Origin of the sequence: Neorhizobium petrolearium, assembly GCF_029854435.1 — a bacterium.
In the GTDB taxonomy this organism is placed as follows: Bacteria; Pseudomonadota; Alphaproteobacteria; order Rhizobiales; family Rhizobiaceae; genus Neorhizobium; species Neorhizobium petrolearium.
Map to the genome: position 1 here is coordinate 100,569 of NZ_CP123002.1, position 18,667 is coordinate 119,235.

The 18,667-nt window shown below is 57.7% G+C and carries 18 protein-coding genes and 5 pseudogenes; 11 read left to right on the forward strand and 12 right to left on the reverse strand.

Going from position 1 to position 18,667, the window contains the following annotated elements; translation table 11 throughout:
• The first annotated feature begins 11 nt into the window (after nucleotides 1-11).
• The 4 genes and pseudogenes from dmpG to QEO92_RS31675 all read left to right on the forward strand — a co-directional run.
• Nucleotides 12-1,037 carry a 4-hydroxy-2-oxovalerate aldolase gene (gene dmpG, locus QEO92_RS31660; RefSeq protein ID WP_210057233.1) on the forward strand — a complete coding sequence of 342 codons (1,026 nt, stop codon included), beginning with the start codon at nucleotides 12-14 and terminating at the stop codon, nucleotides 1,035-1,037.
• A 62-nt stretch (nucleotides 1,038-1,099) separates the two neighbouring features.
• Nucleotides 1,100-1,472, forward strand: a pseudogene (locus QEO92_RS31665) (tyrosine-type recombinase/integrase); the annotation flags it as partial.
• A 215-nt stretch (nucleotides 1,473-1,687) separates the two neighbouring features.
• A pseudogene (locus QEO92_RS31670) lies at nucleotides 1,688-1,980 on the forward strand (pyridine nucleotide-disulfide oxidoreductase); the annotation flags it as partial.
• A pseudogene (locus QEO92_RS31675) lies at nucleotides 1,977-2,129 on the forward strand (DUF5368 family protein); the annotation flags it as partial. The pseudogenes QEO92_RS31670 and QEO92_RS31675, both read left to right, overlap by 4 nt.
• 144 nt (nucleotides 2,130-2,273) lie before the next feature.
• Here the strand turns inward: QEO92_RS31675 and QEO92_RS31680 are convergent.
• From QEO92_RS31680 to QEO92_RS31705, 6 genes are all read right to left on the reverse strand, one after another.
• On the reverse strand, nucleotides 2,274-3,419 hold the full coding sequence (locus QEO92_RS31680; RefSeq protein ID WP_210057237.1) for an XRE family transcriptional regulator: 1,146 nt from the start codon (nucleotides 3,417-3,419) through the stop codon (nucleotides 2,274-2,276).
• A complete protein-coding gene (locus QEO92_RS31685) occupies nucleotides 3,373-4,056 on the reverse strand; it encodes a hypothetical protein (protein WP_210057239.1) in 684 nt (227 codons plus the stop codon). Before QEO92_RS31685 ends, QEO92_RS31680 begins: the two co-directional genes overlap by 47 nt.
• A 443-nt stretch (nucleotides 4,057-4,499) precedes the next feature.
• Nucleotides 4,500-5,153, reverse strand: coding sequence for a hypothetical protein (locus QEO92_RS31690; RefSeq protein WP_210057241.1), 654 nt, complete (start codon nucleotides 5,151-5,153; stop codon nucleotides 4,500-4,502).
• 169 nt (nucleotides 5,154-5,322) lie between these two features.
• Entirely contained in the window at nucleotides 5,323-5,982 is a 660-nt protein-coding gene (locus QEO92_RS31695; protein ID WP_210057243.1) for a hypothetical protein, read from the reverse strand.
• A 346-nt stretch (nucleotides 5,983-6,328) separates the two neighbouring features.
• Complete coding sequence (locus tag QEO92_RS31700; protein ID WP_210057245.1) at nucleotides 6,329-6,718, reverse strand: hypothetical protein; 390 nt, start codon at nucleotides 6,716-6,718, stop codon at nucleotides 6,329-6,331.
• Nucleotides 6,715-7,302 (reverse strand): hypothetical protein, encoded by a 588-nt coding sequence (locus tag QEO92_RS31705; protein WP_210057247.1) that lies wholly within the window; start codon nucleotides 7,300-7,302, stop codon nucleotides 6,715-6,717. The genes QEO92_RS31700 and QEO92_RS31705 overlap by 4 nt, the downstream gene beginning before the upstream one ends.
• A 118-nt stretch (nucleotides 7,303-7,420) precedes the next feature.
• Here QEO92_RS31705 and tnpA point away from each other — a divergent pair, with 118 nt between their 5' ends.
• The 3 genes and pseudogenes from tnpA to QEO92_RS31720 all read left to right on the forward strand — a co-directional run.
• Nucleotides 7,421-7,810 carry an IS66-like element accessory protein TnpA gene (gene tnpA / locus QEO92_RS31710; protein WP_210057249.1) on the forward strand — a complete coding sequence of 130 codons (390 nt, stop codon included), beginning with the start codon at nucleotides 7,421-7,423 and terminating at the stop codon, nucleotides 7,808-7,810.
• Complete coding sequence (gene tnpB / locus QEO92_RS31715) at nucleotides 7,807-8,160, forward strand: IS66 family insertion sequence element accessory protein TnpB (protein WP_210057251.1); 354 nt, start codon at nucleotides 7,807-7,809, stop codon at nucleotides 8,158-8,160. The genes tnpA and tnpB overlap by 4 nt, the downstream gene beginning before the upstream one ends.
• Before the next feature lie 69 nt (nucleotides 8,161-8,229).
• Nucleotides 8,230-8,883: pseudogene (locus QEO92_RS31720) on the forward strand (transposase domain-containing protein); the annotation flags it as partial.
• Nucleotides 8,884-9,162: 279 nt separating this feature from the next.
• On the opposite strand, the gene QEO92_RS31725 reads toward QEO92_RS31720, so the two are convergent.
• From QEO92_RS31725 to QEO92_RS33300, 3 genes are all read right to left on the reverse strand, one after another.
• Nucleotides 9,163-10,071, reverse strand: coding sequence for an aldo/keto reductase (locus tag QEO92_RS31725; protein ID WP_210057252.1), 909 nt, complete (start codon nucleotides 10,069-10,071; stop codon nucleotides 9,163-9,165).
• The gene (locus QEO92_RS31730) at nucleotides 10,071-10,895 is read right to left on the reverse strand and encodes a sugar phosphate isomerase/epimerase family protein (protein WP_210057254.1); all 825 of its coding nucleotides are present in this window, start codon (nucleotides 10,893-10,895) and stop codon (nucleotides 10,071-10,073) included. The genes QEO92_RS31725 and QEO92_RS31730 overlap by 1 nt, the downstream gene beginning before the upstream one ends.
• A gap of 172 nt (nucleotides 10,896-11,067) precedes the next feature.
• Nucleotides 11,068-11,376, reverse strand: a complete 309-nt coding sequence (locus QEO92_RS33300; protein ID WP_425272383.1) for a LysR substrate-binding domain-containing protein — start codon at nucleotides 11,374-11,376, stop codon at nucleotides 11,068-11,070.
• Between the two features lie 193 nt (nucleotides 11,377-11,569).
• On the opposite strand from QEO92_RS33300, the gene QEO92_RS31735 reads away from it, so the two are divergent.
• Nucleotides 11,570-12,667, forward strand: a complete 1,098-nt coding sequence (locus QEO92_RS31735) for an IS1595 family transposase (protein WP_210057257.1) — start codon at nucleotides 11,570-11,572, stop codon at nucleotides 12,665-12,667.
• A gap of 315 nt (nucleotides 12,668-12,982) precedes the next feature.
• On the opposite strand, the gene cydB is transcribed toward QEO92_RS31735, so the two are convergent.
• The 3 genes and pseudogenes from cydB to QEO92_RS31750 form a co-directional block, all read right to left on the reverse strand.
• Entirely contained in the window at nucleotides 12,983-13,987 is a 1,005-nt protein-coding gene (gene cydB, locus QEO92_RS31740; protein WP_210057259.1) for a cytochrome d ubiquinol oxidase subunit II, read from the reverse strand.
• A complete protein-coding gene (locus tag QEO92_RS31745; RefSeq protein ID WP_210057261.1) occupies nucleotides 13,977-15,401 on the reverse strand; it encodes a cytochrome ubiquinol oxidase subunit I in 1,425 nt (474 codons plus the stop codon). The genes cydB and QEO92_RS31745 overlap by 11 nt, the downstream gene beginning before the upstream one ends.
• 251 nt (nucleotides 15,402-15,652) lie before the next feature.
• Nucleotides 15,653-15,907, reverse strand: a pseudogene (locus QEO92_RS31750) (IS1595 family transposase); the annotation flags it as partial.
• A gap of 450 nt (nucleotides 15,908-16,357) precedes the next feature.
• Here QEO92_RS31750 and QEO92_RS31755 point away from each other — a divergent pair.
• The 3 genes from QEO92_RS31755 (at nucleotide 16,358) to QEO92_RS31765 (ending at nucleotide 18,660) form a co-directional block, all read left to right on the forward strand.
• Nucleotides 16,358-16,591 carry a hypothetical protein gene (locus QEO92_RS31755; RefSeq protein WP_210057263.1) on the forward strand — a complete coding sequence of 78 codons (234 nt, stop codon included), beginning with the start codon at nucleotides 16,358-16,360 and terminating at the stop codon, nucleotides 16,589-16,591.
• Nucleotides 16,592-17,062: 471 nt separating this feature from the next.
• On the forward strand, nucleotides 17,063-17,377 hold the full coding sequence (locus QEO92_RS31760; RefSeq protein ID WP_210057265.1) for a hypothetical protein: 315 nt from the start codon (nucleotides 17,063-17,065) through the stop codon (nucleotides 17,375-17,377).
• Between the two features lie 530 nt (nucleotides 17,378-17,907).
• Nucleotides 17,908-18,660 carry a cyclic nucleotide-binding domain-containing protein gene (locus QEO92_RS31765; RefSeq protein ID WP_407722198.1) on the forward strand — a complete coding sequence of 251 codons (753 nt, stop codon included), beginning with the start codon at nucleotides 17,908-17,910 and terminating at the stop codon, nucleotides 18,658-18,660.
• Nucleotides 18,661-18,667 lie beyond the last annotated feature (7 nt).

An 18,667-nucleotide genomic window follows, 5' to 3' on the forward strand; every position in this document is an offset into this window, starting at 1 on the left:
GGAGAGAAACCATGACTATTGAAGGTCGCAAGATCACCCTTCACGAAATGAGCCTGCGCGACGGCATGCACGCCAAGCGCCACCAGATCTCGATCGACCAGATGATCGCCATCGCATCGGCCGCCGACGAGGCGGGCATGCCGTGGATCGAGGTCACCCATGGCGACGGCCTCGGCGGTGCTTCGGTAAACTATGGTTTCGCCGCACATACGGATGTCGCGTATCTGAGCGCCGTCGTGCCGAAGATGAAGAGCGCCAAGGTGTCCGCCCTGCTGTTGCCCGGCATCGGCACGGTGGACATGCTGAAGGAAGCCATCGACTGCGGCATTTCCGGTGTGCGCGTCGCGACCCACTGCACCGAGGCCGATTGCGCCGAGCAGCACATCACCTATGCCGCCAAGACCGGTCTCGACACGGTCGGCTTTCTGATGATGTCGCACCGCGCCGGGCCGGACAAGCTGGTCGAGCAGGCGCTTCTGATGGAAAGCTACGGCGCCAACTGTGTGTATTGCACCGATTCCGCCGGCCACATGCTGCCCGACGACGTGACGGCGCGCATCTCCGCGATCCGAGCAGCGTTGAAGCCTGAGACAGAGCTCGGCTTCCACGGCCACCACAATCTCGGCATGGGCATCGCGAACTCGGTCGCCGCGGTTGCCGCCGGCGCAAACCGCATCGACGGCGCTATCGCCGGTCTCGGCGCCGGTGCCGGCAATGCCGCGACCGAATTGTTGGTCGCCGTGTTCGAGCGCATGGGGGCCGTGACCGGCGTCGATCTGTTCAAGATCATGGACGTCGCGGAAGATCTCGTCGTGCCGATGATGGACCGGCCGATCCGCGTTGACCGCGGCTCGCTGGTGCTTGGCTATGCCGGCGTCTATTCCTCGTTCCTGCTGTTTGCCGAACGCGCAGAGAAGCGCTACGGCGTTCCCGCGCGCGACCTGCTGCTGGAACTCGGACGTCGTGGCATGGTCGGCGGCCAGGAAGACATGATCGAGGATCTGGCCCTGACGATGTCGCGCGCCGCAAGTAGCTGAACTCCGAATACGGAAGACGCATGGGAAGGGGGCAGGTGGAACCTGCCCGCCGGAATATTGCGGTGGGGCCGGCGTCCATCGCCAACTTCGTTTCGGCGTCATCGTCTCCCCCCTTCCGAAGTTCGGGTGATGCCCAAGCAACTCGCGCATGTCGCTACGCTGGCGACTATCCGCCTGGGCCTTCTCCTGTTTCTGCTCACGATGGTTCGCAAGAGCGAGCTTCAGGACGCGACATGGGATGAAGTGGAATTTGAGAACGCCGCCTGGACAATTGGAAAAAGCGTAAGAAACGCGCGAAGGCGCACAACGTCCACTTGTCACGCCAGATATTGGACATCATCATCGCATTCAAGGGCTGCTCGGGAAACTCGTGCTCCGTTTTACCATCCCGGCTATGAGGCCGATGCGCCGATATCTTCAAGCACGGTCTTTCGATATGCCAGCGGCATTGCCATGAAAAGCTCCTATATCTGCATCGTTCTCGGGCGATATCCCGGTGATGCTGGTGCAGTTTCGATAGGCTCCGTGGGATGTCTTAGCGCTTGGGTCTCCGGATCCGATCCGTGGCGGTTTCGCTTGCCGGTATCAACTGGCTATTGTGGATTGACGACCTTGCTCGCGAGACGGAAAGGACTGGATACGGTTAGCACACGCTGCGCCATGCTTGCTATCCCGATGTCTTTGGGGTCGACCAACTAGCGGCCCAGATCGAGGGCAAGGAAAGTCTGCGCGCTACGACGGTTACACCTCCTGCCTGCTGATCACCCGTGTCGGCAAGGCGATGCTGGTCGAGTTCGACTACAACAACAATCTCACGCCGTCCTTCCCCGGCATCATGGCACCACTTGAGGAGTTGTGGATCTCGTGGCTGATGAAGGAAATCGCCTTGAAGCCCACCTACAATGCCATGCTGCGCGGCCGCGCCTGCAGGAGGAAGCCATGAAGGATTTGACGTTCGGGACGATGACCGCGGTGTTCGAGGAGATCTTCGGGCGCACGCTGTTCTGGGTGATGGTCGCCGTCGCGGCGCTCGTCACGCTCGCCTATCTCTATGTGTCGATCCGCGACCGGCGAGTGTCGTGGAAGAAGTTTGAGCTTCGCTAATCCGCTTGACGCGAGCCCGGTCGGACCGGAAGGCGACGAAATTACTTCCATTAAGTCGCGGTGATGAGCCGCGAATTAATCGAGCCACCGGACCTCGCGTTCCAGGCCCGGTAACTCCAATGCAGTCCAGCGTCAGTCGCGGCTCGCTACAAGCCGCAGCTTCGGCTTGTCTGCCCCCTTGGTAACATTTTCGGGTGGCGCAAGGCCATGCATTTGAGCAAATTCAATTGGATCCGTTCGAAGCGCGTGAGCCAGTTCCTCGAGGGAATAGCCGAGTTCTTCCATATGAAGATCGATAAGCTGTCTACTGAGCTTCCCTGATTCCGGCTGGATATCAAATTCTTTAGGCTCTCGTGTCCTGTACCCATACATACTCATCTGCTTGTACAACCGTGTCGCGCTCTCATCTGGGATTACCCCGAGCGTCTTCGCTCTGTAGATCAAGGCAGACATAGCGACCCGCCATTTTTGCTTTAGTGGCCCCAGCTTCGGAATTGAAAGCCCACGCTTTAGATCTGCCAGGATCCCCGAGCGTGGCATAAGCAGTTCCGCAGCGAACTCATTCGCCTCTTTCTCCATCGCTTCATACGGATAGGGATGAAGCACAACGTGTCCATATTCATGGGCCAAGCTAAAGCGTTTTCGATCAACAGGTCGGTTCTGATTGAGTACAATGACCGGCTTCATTCCCGCCGGCCGAAGCGTAACGCCATCGATGTCGGCCTCACCGAAGTCGCCTTCGACAACGAGGATGCCCGTTGATTCAACATAACGGACCAAGTTGCCGATTGGAGTATCCCCCAACTGCCAGGAAGCGCGCACATGAAGGGCCGCCATGCTGGCCGAGGTGACTGCGCTGGCGTGCTCACTCACACTCGAATGGCTATCAACGACCTCAAATTGGAGAAGCGGATACTCGGGTTCCAAATCGATCGCGTCGAGCAGCCTGCGGAACTGGAATACGAAATGGTTGGCGAGCGCAATGACAGCATGTTGATCCTTAGCGGAAACGGCGGCCTTTTTTCGAAAAGCTGCCCCGTGAAGGCTCATTGGTGTTCTGTATAGCAGCTCCTGCTCGTAGAAAAAGCTTACCGGGAATCCCAAAAAGCGCGCAATCGATTGGATTTCTTCCAACGAAAGCACGTCTCGAGTGCCGTTTTCGATGCGAGAAATTGCTGCTTGAGCAACCCCGGTTCCAGTGGCCAATTCCTTTTGGGTCTTTCCGCGTCTGTTACGAGCTAGAAGCAGCATCTCCCCGTTTATCGGTTTTGCCGCCATGGTTGAACTCGTCCCCTTTTTCCTTCTTCAACGACAACTTGGTTCCGCGCGGCCCATCTATAGGACCTGTCTCCAACGCGCCAGCGGCTTTACCGGGCAATTCGCGGTGGATCTCAATCTTCCGTTGATCGACCTTATCGGCAAACTTCAAAAATGCCCGGGCGACCGAAGCGCCGGTGCCACTGAGATGACAGGCAATGAAAAACAGAAGGTCGGATGGTGCCTCCACCTCGAAGCCGGGAAGGGTGGGCTCGCTTTCAATATCGTAAGCGGCGAATTGATGCGCAGCTTTCGAGGTGCCGCCCCGCGGCCCGGCAAGATGAAGCTCAAAGCAGACAGTGAAGACTTTCCCGTCAATAATGAGTTCACCGAATATCTTATTGCTCTGACCATTTTCGCAATAGTTGATGCTCAGTCCGCGATCGTTGAGCTTGGCCGCAGCCGCGGCCTCCATCATCGCCCCGTTAAGTACCGATCCGGTGGCCCTTGGGTCACCCAAGCTCACATGCCGGACCTTCGCGAAATCGGCCAAGGTGCCTTCCAGCTCGCTAATTAGCGCCCAAATTGGAGCTTCGAAGCGTTCTCGAGCAGCAAGTAGTGCGTTGTCTCTGTTCAAGTGCGAATCGCCTTCTACCATTTGACACTCTCCATATATCGTCGTTGCAGCATCATGTCAAAATATTCAAAAAAATATTCAGGTGATGAATATTTTTGTTAATCCGTTCTCTGGAGAGGGCTCGACGGCTATTTCATGAAGATTCGCTGTCCACACCAAGCGCGGTTCATCGTCCATGGAATCCGCGCTCATCTGGTATCCTGGTGGTATTCCGGCGCTGGAATGGATCGGCTCAATGTTGATGAGCGCGAAGAAGGGTGGAGAGGAAAACTAAGCCGCGCGGATGTTTTAATCAGCGCCTAGTGGGTAGATGATTGTGCGGCCCTCAAGGCGCGCAGATGGTGGTGTCTACTTCAATCGCTCAGACGGCAATTGCATTTAGTCGCGCTCCCGCGCTCGGCCGACCGATCCGAACTAACACGACAATCCGATTATGTTGGCGAACGACGCACTCTTCGGCTGAGCTATGGTTTGGTAGCAATCATCGCTGTGACATTTTCAACTTTGTCCAGCCAGTCCGCAGCCGTCACATCGGTCCAGGCAACGATGGATCTGACCCGGTCGTACTCATCCTGAATGTTACGCCGGAAGATCGGCTCATGATGGGCGATGCGGTTGCGCAGATCACGGATTTTTCCAAGCTTGTCGAAGCCTTCCCCGCGAAGCTGCTGAACGGTTTTCGCGGAATCGGCGTTAGGGAAAACCGTCATGAATTGCTGGTTCCAGACGGCGGCGTCATGGCTCTTGGTGAACATTCGTTCCCAAAACACGAACTTGAGTTCTGCCACAATTTTCCCGGATGTCGGCAATTTGCTCAGTCCGATCAGGTCCCGGCGAGGGCTATAGCCAAATTGAGGGTTTCGAAGGCTGATCTCAAAGCCTTTTTCCCACGGCCAGTTTGCTCCGTACGTGTTCTCGATCGCCGCAACTATTGAATTGCGGACGCTCACTTCGCATATCTGGAGCGGAACAAAAAAAGCGGCCGACAATTCCATGTTCCAGCGGTAGAGCTCTAGGGCCGCTTCCTTGTCGCTGGCCTTCTCCGCCAGATAGGTTGCGAATCTCGGCGCTGACAAAACCGCAGGAAGGCTGTGAATTTCTTCTGGAGTGAACGGCATCTTCTTATTCCTTATAGAGTTGCCGACACGTTCATTGACAGCGACGGTTGGTTTGGACTATGTTATTTATCGAAAGGCGCGTGAGGTCGCGGGGTAACACCACCCTCATCGTCATACGATACAAGGGAACGGCCCGCCATTGGCGGGCTTTTCTCGTTTTTGGAACCGCTCATCCCGTTGCCTCAGCGTTTGCTGGGACGATACCGTCGTTCTCAGGCACAGCAGAGCCGGCTTCAGCCGCTGCCTTGGCCGCTTCAGCTTGTGCCTTGTTGTATTCGTCCAAAGCCTGCATGTACTCGCGAAAGCCTTCGATCTCGCCGTAAGCTCCGATCTCAATGATGCGGTCGATGAAGCGCGCATAAAGCCCGGGCTGAATTTTGCCTTGCCGTTGAAGGTACTCGACCGCGACGTTCGGGTTTATGAGCATCACGTAATGGAAATCTCCAGACGGTCCGTTCTTGCAGGCAATAAACCAGAGGTCCCGCAACGCCTTCATGCGCTTGCGCCATGTGTCGACCGCTCGCTCTCCCGTGAAGCCGGCTTCAGCGGCAAAAGTGGCAGGGTTTTCGATCGTGACGAACGGGAAATCCGGAGCTCGTGCCCAAAGACCAAACAGAGTGTGGCCGGCAGGGCTGCCCTTCGTCTGTGAGTCGATGATCTGCATGGCGATCGGCAGTGTCCTGGCGACAGTGGTGAAGCCGTCGTTGGTTTTGCGATGCCACAAAAAGGTCGCCGGTGTTCCAGGGAAGTGCAGCTCCAGCTGTTGCTGCGCCCGTTCCGCCATCTTCAGCCGTTTGACCGACGCCTGCCTGCCATTTGGCATTTCCATCACCCTTACTGTTCATCTCTTGGACTCACAATGTCCGAACGGTCCGAGATCGGCAATGAGGGATTGCGCTCCTCAAATAGCGCTTTCTAAATAGGCCAGTCGGGCCTCCATGCGCCTGGGAATCGCTCAATTCGCGCGGCGAAATCCGATCAGTTGCGCGATTTGGCGCAAGGAAATTCGAAAAATACTGAAAAATCAGACGCTTGTATCCGCCTCGAGGTACTCCACGTATTCCCGTGCTGTCGTGATCCCGTCCTCCCGGTACTCCTGGGATTCTTAAAGGGCGCAAAACGGCCACTCGCTTGGCGTTGATCAGCATAAAAATGCAAGATCGATTGTCAGATCTTCAATCATTCCACTCGCTGCGCCGGCTCGGAGGCCGGGTATCTGCCGTTCGCCATGGTTTGCCTCCTCGCTCGCCGCGTCGCTTCTCTTTGCCGTCCTTGCCGACGGCTACGACTGTGACAGCATCGACATTCCGATACTTCTGGGTGCTGTCCCATTCCCAGTCGAAGCTGACGGTCTCTCCCTTGAAGACAAACTTGCCAGACCAGGCGGCTAGAAATGAATAATTTTCGCCACCAATCGTCAACACATGCTGATGCCAAGCCTTCTTGTTGCCACCACGGCTCGGTGGTCGCGACTTGTCTTTGAGATAGACGCCGTAGTTTTCGACTTCGGCTTTTTCAATTCTCACCCTGTTGTCCTTCCCCACGATCTGTCTGGCGGCGATCATCTTATCAAATCGCCACGGCCTTGCTTGATCAAGAAGGCCTTCATGGCCTCAGATAGCGGAGGTTCGACGTCGAAATCCCCAAAGCGATGGCGAAACCGCTGCCATTCCCGCCTCAGCGAGCCCGACCTGCGTGCATCCGGGCATAGCCAGATCCAATCGAGCCGCCATGGGCGGTCCGCATTCCCCAGCTGCGGCCGGAATGCGCAGGCCCCGATAATCCTGCCTATCCCGTCCGAAAACAGAAAGCCGATTGCGTCCGGATCGTCTTCGATGGACCACTGCAAGAAATCGTACCCGAACTCGCGTCGGAACAGCCGGGCGCGTTCGTAGACTTCCTTCCGCTTCCAGCCTGGCGCGTCGGCGCCGACCCAGCAAGCGTCAGTATCGCGGACCAGAGCATCGATCAGCTTGCGATGCGGCTTGGGGTCGTTCACAACAGACCAACGACGATGGGCCCTGCGATGTTCGCGCTCGTCGGTCGGAGAGCCTTTCATATAGGTCAGGCCGCAGCCTGGGCATTCGACAGATTGAGTCGCGGGAGGTTTCCGGTACCTCGGCGCGTGGACGGAAAGCGACAGTGCCACGCCTGCGTCGTCTGTCCGATATTCGATCCTATAGGTAACCGGTGTCCTGCCCCCACATTGGCAGCCGCCGCCTGATCTGTGATCGACATTCCATGGATGAGCGAGAAGGAGTTTCTCCATGGAGCATACGTTGGAGGTTCTCACAACGCGGCGGAGCAGGCGTGAGGCGCATCGCCAATGGCCTGATGAGGTCAAGGCACGGATAGTGTCCGAGAGCTTACGTCCGGGCGTAACGGTTAATGAAGTCGCGCGGCGCTACGGGCTGAAGGCCAATCACTTGTCTTCCTGGCGCACGCTGGCGCGGCAAGGCAAGTTGGTGTTGCCAGAGCCGGAAGACGCGGTCGAGTTTGCGGCAATGGTAATCGACACGCCATTGCCGGAGCCGCCGACGGTAAAGGCTGCCACGCGCCCCGAGATTGTCATAGGTCCCGTCACCATTCGTCTGGAGGAAGGAGCGTCTGCGTCCCGGATCGCGGCCGTCGCTCGCGCCTTGGCGGTGGCAACATGATCTTTCCCTCGAACCGCGTGCGGATCATGGTGGCGACCAAACCCGTGGATTTCCGCAAGGGACATGACGGGTTGGCGGCGCTGGTAAAGAACGAGCTGCACAAGGACCCGTTCACCGGAACGGTCTTTGTATTCCGCTCACGCAAGGCGGACCGTTTGAAGCTGATCTACTGGGATGGCTCCGGGATCGTCATGGCCTACAAAAGGCTGGAAGAGCACACCTTCACTTGGCCAGGCATCAAGGATGGATTGATGACTCTCACTCACGCCCAGTTCGAAGCTTTGTTCGCAGGCCTCGATTGGCGGCGGGTTCATGCCGTCCAGACTAGAGCGCCGGAAGTCATCGAATAGCTGCGGCACGATGACTCAGCACCGCAAATTGCAGAGGCAAATCGGCTCCGGATTTGATAGCTTCCGGCTATGCTTGATGCCGCAGACCTTCCCGATGATGTTGCCGCCCTGAAGGCGATGCTGATCGCGGCGCAGGCCCGGGAGATGGCCAGGGACGTCGCGATAGCCAGCAAAGACGAGCATATCGCCCGCAAAGATGAGCGCATCGAGCGGCTTGAGAAGCTGGTCGCAGCGTTCAAGCAGGCAGCCTTCGGACGCAAATCCGAGAAGACCAATCCTGACCAATTCGACCTGGCGCTCGAAGACCTGGAAACGGCCATGGCCGTGATCCATGCCGAGGATGAGGCGGACACTCCTGCAGGAAACAGGATTGCCAAGCCACGCGCGATCAATCGCGGCTCCCTTCCAAAGCATCTTCCGCGTCTCGAAGAGGTGATCGAACCGGACAGCCTAATCTGCGCCTGCGGCGGTTGCCTGCATTACATTGGCGAGGATGTCTCCGAACGGCTGGACGTGGTCCCCGCCCAGTTCCGCGTCCTCGTCACCCGTCGCCCCAAATATGCCTGTCGTGCCTGCACTGACGGTGTCGTTCAAGCTCCGGCACCAGCACGGCTGATCCAGGCTGGGCTGCCGACGGAAGCGACCGTCGCCCATGTGCTGGTCTCCAAGTATGCCGATCACCTTCCGCTTTACCGTCAGGCCCAGATTATGATGTCGCTTGGCAGATAAACGTGAGAATGCGGCTGTTTCGGCCAGGTTTGGCATTTAAAGGTGAGAATCCGAGCGACCGGATTCTCACATTAACTGCAATCGCGTCAACACGAACGCCCTGTATTCTTTGAATTTAATGCGCCGTCGTGGGTAAATTCTACGCCGTTACGCTGCTGCGCCCGGTTCTCACATTAAATGCCAAAGACCCATCTTGAATCTCAATTTAACTGTACATTCTCAAACTATGTGTACAGCTAACCTTCTGAAATCGTTGACAGGCGATTCTCACGATTAACTGCAAAGCGACACTGGCAGTTTGGCCGAGGCAAGGGAGAGAGTCTCGTCGAACTCTTCGACCGATTTCGCGCCGAAGACCACGCTCGAAACCGCCGGATGACGCGCTGGAAACTGAAGCGCTGCAGCGGCAAGCGGCACATCGTGCTTTCTGCAGATTTCTTCAAGCGCCTCGACCTGCCGGAGCACTGGCGGCGTCGCCGGCCGCATGTCGTAGAACGCGTTCTCTCTTGCGCCGGTGGCGAGAATTCCAGAGTTGAACGGCGATGCTGCGATCCAGGCGATGTCATTTGCCTGACAAAACGAGAGCAGTGGCTGGCTCGCGACACGCAGAAGCGAGTACTCACCTGCCGGCATCACCACGTCGAGTTCGACGCTCTCCGCGAGTTCGAGGCAGGCGCGCCAATCCATCGCGGCAACACCGATCGCACCGACAACTCCTTCGTCCTTGAGCCGCCTCAATTCCGGATATGCGCCAGTTCGCGCAGCCTTGACGAGATCATCATAATCCGCACCGCAGATCCGATGATCCAGATCATGAATGAAAACGGCGTCGAGACGCTCGACACCCAACCGTGCCAAGCTCCGTTCCACCGATCGCCGCGTCGTGTCGGCCGAGTAATCGAAGAAGCTGTTCTTGTTTTGCGGATCAATGCTCGAACCGGTGTGGTTTTGGTATCGCCCGAGCTTCGTGGTCACGCGGAGCTCGTTACGCGAAAAGCCTTTGAGGGCGTCGCCCAGTCTTCGCTCGCTCTCACCGCCGAGATAAAAGGCTGACGTGTCGAAATACCGGATCCCGGCTGCCCAGGCTGCGCGAACAGTCTCGATAAAGGCGGTTTCACCCCCAGCGTTCGCCAAGCTTCCGGCACCAATACCCAGCGTCGGGAAAATCACAGGCGCATTCATCAAACCGGTCTCCTCTTGATATCGGACACTTCAAGAAACTTACGCAACGCCGCGCCGGCGACCTGGCCCTGCTCGCGAAAATCAAGTCCGCGCAGGGTCCTGCTGGGAGCTTCGACGCTCAGCGGCATCCCGGCCGGGAGCGCGTCGACCAGCGCGGCGAGAGGAAATTCTCCTTGTCCGGGCAGCAGTCGGTTTTCCCTGGCCTCGGTTCGCCGGTCCTCGAGCGACGCCGGCGCCACGATAGGACCGTCGCATATCTGCATGTAGGCGAAGAGCGCCGGATCATATGCGGAAATGTCTGCCGGCGCGGCGCCGGAGCGAAAGAACTGCAGGGCGTCAATCAGCAGTCGGCCATTCGGAGCACCGACATCGGTCACCACAGCCGCCGCCTTGTCGAGCGAACCAACACTGCAATAGGTGATGAATTCGAGTGCTACGATCAGGTTCAGCGGCTCGGCCATCGCGCAGATCGCCGCGAAATTCGCCCGGAGCCTGGCCGCGTCGTTATCGTTGCCGACGACGAGCACGTGGCTCGCGCCAAGTCGGGCGCCAGCTTCGAGCGCCGGCCTGAGTCGGGGCACCTCTGTGTCGGGGCTTATCCAGATCGCTTCTATGTCGAGGAGCTTGACGCCGGTCTCGCGAAGTTTGTTTTCGATGGCTCCGATGCCGCCCGGCTCGTTAAGGACGTCGACCAAGGGATCGCCCGGTCTTGGAGCGACCAGGCGGATGCCGCAATGGCTGAACCCGCCTGCGGCCGCCGCCTCGATGAGGTCTCGCGGATGGGCGTAGATCATCGTTAGGTGATGAAGAGAGTGGATGGTCACCGATATACGTTCCGATGTTCGACGAAAGGCGCTCAGGAAGAGCAGTTTGGCTGGATTGGCTGCAACTCCTTAGTTTCATATGTAGAACGAATTCACAAGTGCGTTTTCTTGGTTGCTGCATTTTGGCAGGTCAAATTCGAACCGAGCCGCCGACATGCGCAGAGTGGTTGGATCAACGTAGCTCGGACAATAGCAGTTCACGAAATCTCTGGCCTGCCAGACTGATCGTCCCGAGCGGTGTGACCAGCGCCAAAGTCAGAGGCGCCAGGGTTGGGAACCCGTCTTTTGGCTCCAATGCTCTGAGCTGACTCGGTGGGCTTGCCGTATCGAAGACGGGCAAGGCTGTCACGGCGTGACCTCCGCGGACGGCAGCTTCAATCGTCAGGGAAGAATCGGTGACCAGGACCGGCTCCCACTTTAGCCCCTTCTGGTCGAGCGCCTGGGTCATTTGCGACGCAATCGGTCCGTCAAGGCTCTGCATCACCAACGGGACGGGTGTGTGTTGGGACGGATCGGCGTCTTGGCCCGTGTACCATTTCACTTCGATGTCGCGGATGGGGCCAGAACAAGAGCAGTGCGATATCGTACGCGGCCTTTATCAACCAAAGACAGCAATATCCTTGTGATACACCGCTTTCCGTGCGATTCTGCGGTCCGCTCCGGAGGTGACGATTATGTCTGAAATGATAGTGGCAACGCTTTCCAATATTCGAACAGTTGAAGACATGATTGCCGCATTCCGAAACGAAGAGCATTGCCGTCGTTTGCTGGAGAGCATGGTGTGGCCGAATGGCAGGATCTGTCCGGCCTGTGGTTACAAACACTCGATCGCGATAGCTGGCCGAGACGTAGGCAAGCGCCGTGCGCGTCCCGGTCTCTATCAATGCTCCAGCAGTGATTGCCGTTTCCAATTCACGGTGACAACGCACACACCTCTGCATGCCACGAAACTTCCCTTGCGCACATGGCTCAAGGCGATGTGGCTGTTGCTGCAATCGGACAAAGGCTTGTCCTCGATCCGTCTCGCCGAGACACTCGGGGTGAGCCAACCGACCGCCTGGCGGATCGGTCATGCGCTCCGCCTCATGGTGGCGCGCGAGCACATGCTCGATGGCACGGTGGAAGTCGACCATTTCTATCTTGGTGGAAGGCCAAGAAAGCAACCTGATGGGCCGCCACCGGGGCGAGGCCGCCAGGGGCAGGCAAAAACGGAAAAGACGCCGGTCGTGGGAATCGTGCAGCGACCGGCAGACGTCACTCCCGGATCAAAAGCGGGTGATGCCCGCGCCGCTGTCGTGACCGGCCTTTCATTGCGTGCTGCCGTGAACGCAATGACAACACAAGTTGAGCTGCATGCGCACTTGATGAGTGACGAGGCTAAGGCGTTCGTGGCTGTAGGCGAAAGCTTTGCCGCACATGAGACGGTCAACCACTCCAGTCGCGAATATGTCCGGGATTCCGTCCACGTCAATTCAGTCGAAGGGTTCAACGCTCGAGTTCGCCGAACCATCGCAGGTGTTTTTCATCACATCAGCCCAGAACTTGCAGACCTTTATTTTCATGAAATCGGCTTCCGTTGGTCCCAGCGTATTGTCACCGGTCAAGCCGTGCGAAAGAGCAGAAGCGGCAAGGAAAGCATGAAAACCCTTTGGTCACGGGTGCCGCCGGCGCTGCAGTTACTCCAGGTGTTCCGTGCTGCCACTGGCCGCCAAATGCGCCGAAGCCACCACGGCGGCATCACTATCAAATCCGCCGTGGCTGTCTTTGGTTGATAAAGGCCGCGTACGATTTCGGACTGCTCTTGTTCTGACCCCATACTGCGCAGGAAGATTTGCGTGGCCGAATGATTTGATCGGTTCCGCTGCCAAAAAGTCCCTCACACACAAGCGCGGGCGCGGTGCGTTGACGTTTGCAGCTGTCATCGCACCGTCAACCTGATCCCGCTCCGCGTCTCATCCTGGTCGCCGCGCTGCAGGCAAACCCTTAGGTCAAAAGGGCGCGGATAATGAGGCCGACGATTGCGACCGTGCTAACACCCGCCAGCCACAGAGCGACGAACCATGCGGTCTTGCGGATAGTGTCGTTCATCAGTGGTATCCCTCCTCGGGGTCAATTTTGCCGCGGAAGACCCAATAGGCGTAAGCCGTGTAAGCCAGGATCATCGGCACGAGAATGACCGCGCCGACGAGCAGGAACTTCAGCGAGCTTTCCGGTGCCGCGGCCTCCTTGATCGTGAGCACGCCGGGGATCATGTACGGATAGAAGCTGACCCCGAGGCCTGCGAAACTCAAAACGAAGAGACCGAGCGCTGCCAGGAAGGGCTGCACGTGCTTGTCATGGGTGAGCCCATGCCAGAGCACAAATGCGCAAAGTGCCAGCAGCAACGGCACGAAGGACGAGAAGAAGGCCGTCGGCCACCCGAACCAGCGCTCGAAGTACATCTCGTTGATGAACGGCGTCCAGAGCGACACGACGCCGATCAGCGCCAGAAGCGCGAGGCTGAGGGGCCGCGCCAAATTGGCAGAGCGCGCCTGGATGTCGCCGCTTGTCTTCAGATTGAGCCAGGTGACGCCAAGCAGCGCATAGCCCACAAGGACGGCTACTCCGGTCAGGATCGAGAACGGAGTGAGCCAGTCCCACCAGCCGCCGGCATATTGCCGGCCCTCGACGGCGATGCCTTGGACGAGCGCTCCCAGAGCTATCCCCTGCATGAGGGCTGCGACAGATGATCCGATCCAGAAGCCGAAGTCCCACAGGTGGGACTCGTGGTGGGTGCGCCAACGGAACTCGAAGGCGACTCCCCGGAAGATCAAGCTGACCAGCATCAGGATGATCGGCATGTAAAGCGCTGGAAGAATGATGGCATAGGCAAGCGGAAACACGGCCATGAGACCGCCACCGCCGAGCACCAGCCACGTCTCGTTGCCGTCCCAGACCGGCGCGATGGAGTTCGTCATCACGTCTCTATCGCGCCGGCTGCTGAAGAACGGGAAGACGATGCCAATTCCGAGATCGAAGCCGTCGAGGACGACATAGGCAAGGACGGCAAAAGCGATGATGCCCGCCCAGACGAAAGAGAGGTCAATGGCCATGATGTCCTCCAAGTGGGTGTTCTTGGGTGACGCAGGGCGTGACACCTGCCGTCCTGATGGGCCCGGCATCAAGTTCTTGATCGCTATCCAGAGGCGTCGGCGGCCTGCGCATGAGCTTTATGAGGTAGTAGACTCCAACGCCGAAGACGATGAAGTAGACGGCGATGAATATGAGAAGCGACGTTCCGACGGCGGGAGCGGAGACGGGAGAAAGGCTGTCGGCGGTCCTGAGGTGCCCGTAGACCGTCCATGGCTGGCGACCGACCTCGGTCGTGTACCATCCGGCAAGCACCGCCACGAATCCGGATCCCCCCATCCAGACGGAAGCGCGATGAAGCCACGGCGTGTCGTATAGCTTTCCCTTCCACCGCGCCCAAAGAGACCACAAGCCGATCCCGAGCATCAGCAATCCCAGAGCGACCATGATCCGGAAGGTGACGAAAGGCATCAGCGCCGGAGGACGCTGGTCACGCGGCCATTCCTTCAGCCCCTTTATCTCGCCGTCGAGCTCGTGTTTCAGGATCAGTGAACCCAGCTTTGGAATCTCCACGGCGTAACGCGTGGTCTCCGCCTCGTCGTCCGGAATGCCGAACAGGACGAGCGGCGCGCCGTCCGTGTGCGTCTCGTAGTGTCCTTCCATGGCAGCGATCTTCGCGGGCTGATGCTCAAGCGTATTCAGGCCATGCAGGTCGCCGACGAATATCTGGATCGGGGTCACGATAGCCGCCATCCACATCGCCATCGAAAACATGATCCGCGCCTGACGGTTCTGCCGATCCTTCAGGAGGTGCCAAGCCCCGACAGCACCGACGGCAAAGGCCGTGGTGAGGAAGGCCGCCAGAACCGTGTGGGTCATCCGGTATGGAAACGACGGGTTGAAGATGATCTGCCACCAATCTTCGGGAATGAAAACGCCGTTGGAATCGACGCTGAACCCGGCAGGTGTGTGCATCCAGCTGTTCGCCGAAGTGATCCACGTGGCCGAGACCAATGTGCCTATCGCTACCATGGCGACGGCCACCATGTGGGCGGCGTTGCCCACACGCTTGCGGCCGAACAGGGCGATCCCGAGGAAGCCCGCCTCCAGGAAGAAAGCGGTAAGGACCTCGTAGCCGACCAGCGGACCGATGACGGGTCCCGCCTTGTCGGAAAACGACGACCAGTTGGTGCCGAACTGATAGCTCATGACGATGCCGGAAACGACGCCCATGGCGAATGTCACGGCGAAGATTGTCTTCCAATACTCGAAAAGCTTGAAATAGGCTTCGTCACGGCTCCAGAGCCAGAGCCCGTTCAGAACGGCCAGGTAACTCGCGGTACCAATTGAAAAGGCCGGGAAGAGAAAATGAAACGAGACGGTAAAAGCGAACTGTATTCGCGCCAGAATCTCGGCTTCGAGACCTAGAAAGGTCATGACGGCTCCATGGCGCAGGCTTCGGCTCGGTTTGCCGGAGCCTGACTTCATAACATAAAATCGTGCATAGTGCCCATCGGCACTACGCCATAAAGTAGGCGCGCCTTGATACTAGCCAAGACCTTCCTATGCCACACGTCTCAATGCCACGCCCATTGTCGGGCCAGATCGTAGAGTTGCCACTTGTCTTTACCGGCTGCTGGAGGTTGAGGGCATAGCGTTGGTTTCCCGCAGACGCGCGGCCTTTGCCAACCAAAGACAGCTACGGCAGATTTGATGGTGATGCCTCCGTCATGGCAGCGACGCATTCGCCGGCCGGTAGCACCGCGGAACACCTGCTGCAATTGTAATGCAGGAGGGACGCGTGACCAGAGATTTTTCGTAAATTTCCTGCCGTTTCTGCTCTTTCACAACACGTGGCCGGCGACAGCGCGCTACGCCCATCGGAACCCGATGTCGTGAAAATATAGATCGGCAAGTTGCGGGCTGATGTGATGAAAAACGCCTGTCGCTTTGCACTTACACGCAAGAATGCGGCGGTTTGGCAGAACGTGGGCATTTAATTATGAGAATGAAGGCGTCCAAATTTTCAAATTAACTGCATCTGCGGGAGTGTTTTGCGGGATGCGTTGATGAAGAACGGCATTGCTTCCCCGTCGAAACGATGCCGATGCAATCCAAACGTGGACTGACGCAGCATATCAAGCATTTCTGCTCCTCCAGAATGCACCATCGCGACACCGGCCAGGAGGGCAGGGCGCAAATGCAACGGCAAAACCGGGTTTTGCGGCGTTGGAAAGCTGGTGCATATTTCGGCAAGGAGGTCATCGAGTTCCGGAATGATTTCCCCAGCACCCTGAACTCCACAGTTCGTCCTCGCCTGGAAACGGAAGTACTGCGCTCCGTATGAGTTGCAGACGTACAATTCCGGCTGGCGATGCCCAGGTCTTTAAGCCATGTTCGGCTTCATCGGTGAGCAGCTTTTCGCCGCGCAGAGCCGCAACGCGATATTGCTGGAAAAGGGAAGGGACTTCGCGTCCGTCGGCATCCCGGAACTGGTTTCCGCAGAATGGGCATGTAGCGCGTCACCCCAGAAGCTGGCTTCGCAGGATCGGCGCCGGTTCCGTATGTTCCGGGATGCACCCCGTGCAGACCTGCGTTGGCCAAGCGGCGATGAGGCGGCGCGATGATTGCGCGACATTTGTGAAGGTCACTTTCGGTAGATAATGAGGCTGATGAGATAGGGTCTGATATTCTCCAGGACCCGTTTCGATGCGACTGGCGCGATGCGCACTTCGCAGAATTCCGAGATTTTCCGTTGAAAATGACGTGAGCAATATCTTGTTTTGGCAAGCTAATATTCCTTCTCGACCCCGATGCCGAGGGCGAGCGGAAATAGGAGCTGTCGTTTAACAAAGGAAGTATCGGATAACTCGGAGTGCCACAGGGGCGAACTGTCGGATCAACCTTGTGTCCGAAAAACCGGGAGCAGGCCAAAAATACGATACTTCTATGAAGATCGCCTAGGGAATTCCTGGCTACTTTCGAGACGGCAAAACGGAGCGTTTGTTGATGCCCTGACCGAAAGGCAGTTCTGGCCCATCGTTCTCGATTCCACATTGTCCTCGTCTGCCGCTGGGTCTCGTGGCGAGAGCGTTTAGATGTATTCGAATTTCGACGATCTTGCTCCGCGGATTCTTGGCTTAGGGACCGATGGATCGGTGCGGCGCTTCCTTCGCGATTCCAAGAATCGTGGGGCACCTCCTTGTTTTATTGGACCAGCAATATTCCCACGCTGCTTCGCCAGTCTAATGTTCATGCTTTTTGGCCAATTCCAAGAGCTTCTCTTCTTCTCGCTGAATGAGTTCCTTGAGTTTGGCCCGCTGATCTGGATTGGTCTCGTCGGCAAGTCGCGCTCGAAAATGCTCGATCGTTTTAAGGATGGCGTAGTGGCGCATAATTTTCGATCTCGCTAATTGAGGTTTAGCCCATCCGCTGCCGCTCATATTGACAGATGTCAATTCTCTGCAAGTAGGCGCCCTGGCCGTTTGTGGCAAGGCACGAGCTAGTATTCTTATCGAAGTCAACCATTCCGTGAGCCTTCGCCCAAGCTTCGCCATTGGCGGGAGCGAGGTTCGGCAGGAATAATTGCCGAGCGGTGGCTCTCTCCGACGGGGCCGCATTCCGGGCAGGCTCACGGTGGTAAGTCCGTGGCGCCGCCGATTACACACATGAGCGGGTCGCACGGACCCAGGCACTGCGGGGTGCAGTCTGTCGAGCGCGAGTCTGAGTAAGCCCGCAGGGATGGTTGACAAATCGGCGTATTAAGGGGGCACTTGGCGCGTGCGAGTGCGGACGATGGAGCTCTAGCGGCGCAGCCATGCACAGCCTGCGTCGCTCGCCGGTTACCAATTGTTACACAATCGAACCATGTTTCACGCCAACAGCATTCGGCTGTTACCGGTCTGGCGCAAGTTTGCACCATCGACTGTACGGAGACTGCATCATGTTCATGGCCAATCCTTATAATACTGTTCATACTCATAAACCGACGCCGCATGCGAATGGAGCCAGTTGCCTCGACCGTCTTTTCGTCAAACAGCCTGTCGAACATTTAGCCTCTGGCCAATCGCTTTTCTTCGAAGGCGACGACGCAAAGCACGTCTTTCAAGTCGTTGAGGGAACACTTCGAGTTTTCCGGATCATTTCCGGCGGACGGCGTGTCATTACCGGGTTTCTGGACGCTGGAGATATTGTCGGAGTGTCGTTGCGCGGTCGTTATCTCTACAGCGCCGAAGCGATAACTCCGTCTGTTGTCAAAAGGTTGGCGCGCCGACAATTCGATGCCGCCGTTGCATCCGACGAAGGGCTGCGTCCTGTCATCTTCGCTCGCGTTTGCGACGAAATGGCTGCGGCGCAAGATCAAATGGTACTGTTATCGAGCAAGAGCGCGGAGGAACGTCTGTGCACCTTCCTCGTCAAGTATCTGAGGCGAAACACGGTGCCCGGATGCACGATCATTGAGCTGCCAATGACCCGGCTTGATATTGCCGACTATCTGGGCCTCACGATCGAGACCGTCTCTCGGACCGTTACGAAACTGGCCAACAAAGGAATTCTTGGTTTCGAAAATCCTGGCCTCCGCCATACGATCAGAATCGAGCGGCCCGGCATGTTGGCTCAACTTACTGGCGATGGCGATGATCATGAAGACCTGCCCGGCGACTTGCTCGCTCTCCGTGAACCACGCCGCCATTAGGTCTGGG

Excerpts from the sequence above, each read along its gene's own strand:
- dmpG (WP_210057233.1), top strand. The coding sequence starts at position 12 with ATGACTATTGAAGGTCGCAAGATCACCCTTCACGAAATGAGCCTGCGC.
- QEO92_RS31680 (WP_210057237.1), bottom strand. The coding sequence starts at position 3,419 with ATGGCGGCAAAACCGATAAACGGGGAGATGCTGCTTCTAGCTCGTAAC.
- QEO92_RS31685 (WP_210057239.1), bottom strand. The coding sequence starts at position 4,056 with ATGGTAGAAGGCGATTCGCACTTGAACAGAGACAACGCACTACTTGCT.
- QEO92_RS31690 (WP_210057241.1), bottom strand. The coding sequence starts at position 5,153 with ATGCCGTTCACTCCAGAAGAAATTCACAGCCTTCCTGCGGTTTTGTCA.
- QEO92_RS31695 (WP_210057243.1), bottom strand. The coding sequence starts at position 5,982 with ATGGAAATGCCAAATGGCAGGCAGGCGTCGGTCAAACGGCTGAAGATG.
- QEO92_RS31700 (WP_210057245.1), bottom strand. The coding sequence starts at position 6,718 with ATGATCGCCGCCAGACAGATCGTGGGGAAGGACAACAGGGTGAGAATT.
- tnpA (WP_210057249.1), top strand. The coding sequence starts at position 7,421 with ATGGAGCATACGTTGGAGGTTCTCACAACGCGGCGGAGCAGGCGTGAG.
- tnpB (WP_210057251.1), top strand. The coding sequence starts at position 7,807 with ATGATCTTTCCCTCGAACCGCGTGCGGATCATGGTGGCGACCAAACCC.
- QEO92_RS31725 (WP_210057252.1), bottom strand. The coding sequence starts at position 10,071 with ATGAATGCGCCTGTGATTTTCCCGACGCTGGGTATTGGTGCCGGAAGC.
- QEO92_RS33300 (WP_425272383.1), bottom strand. The coding sequence starts at position 11,376 with ATGCAGAGCCTTGACGGACCGATTGCGTCGCAAATGACCCAGGCGCTC.
- QEO92_RS31735 (WP_210057257.1), top strand. The coding sequence starts at position 11,570 with ATGTCTGAAATGATAGTGGCAACGCTTTCCAATATTCGAACAGTTGAA.
- cydB (WP_210057259.1), bottom strand. The coding sequence starts at position 13,987 with ATGGCCATTGACCTCTCTTTCGTCTGGGCGGGCATCATCGCTTTTGCC.
- QEO92_RS31745 (WP_210057261.1), bottom strand. The coding sequence starts at position 15,401 with ATGACCTTTCTAGGTCTCGAAGCCGAGATTCTGGCGCGAATACAGTTC.
- QEO92_RS31755 (WP_210057263.1), top strand. The coding sequence starts at position 16,358 with ATGTTCGGCTTCATCGGTGAGCAGCTTTTCGCCGCGCAGAGCCGCAAC.
- QEO92_RS31760 (WP_210057265.1), top strand. The coding sequence starts at position 17,063 with ATGTATTCGAATTTCGACGATCTTGCTCCGCGGATTCTTGGCTTAGGG.
- QEO92_RS31765 (WP_407722198.1), top strand. The coding sequence starts at position 17,908 with ATGTTCATGGCCAATCCTTATAATACTGTTCATACTCATAAACCGACG.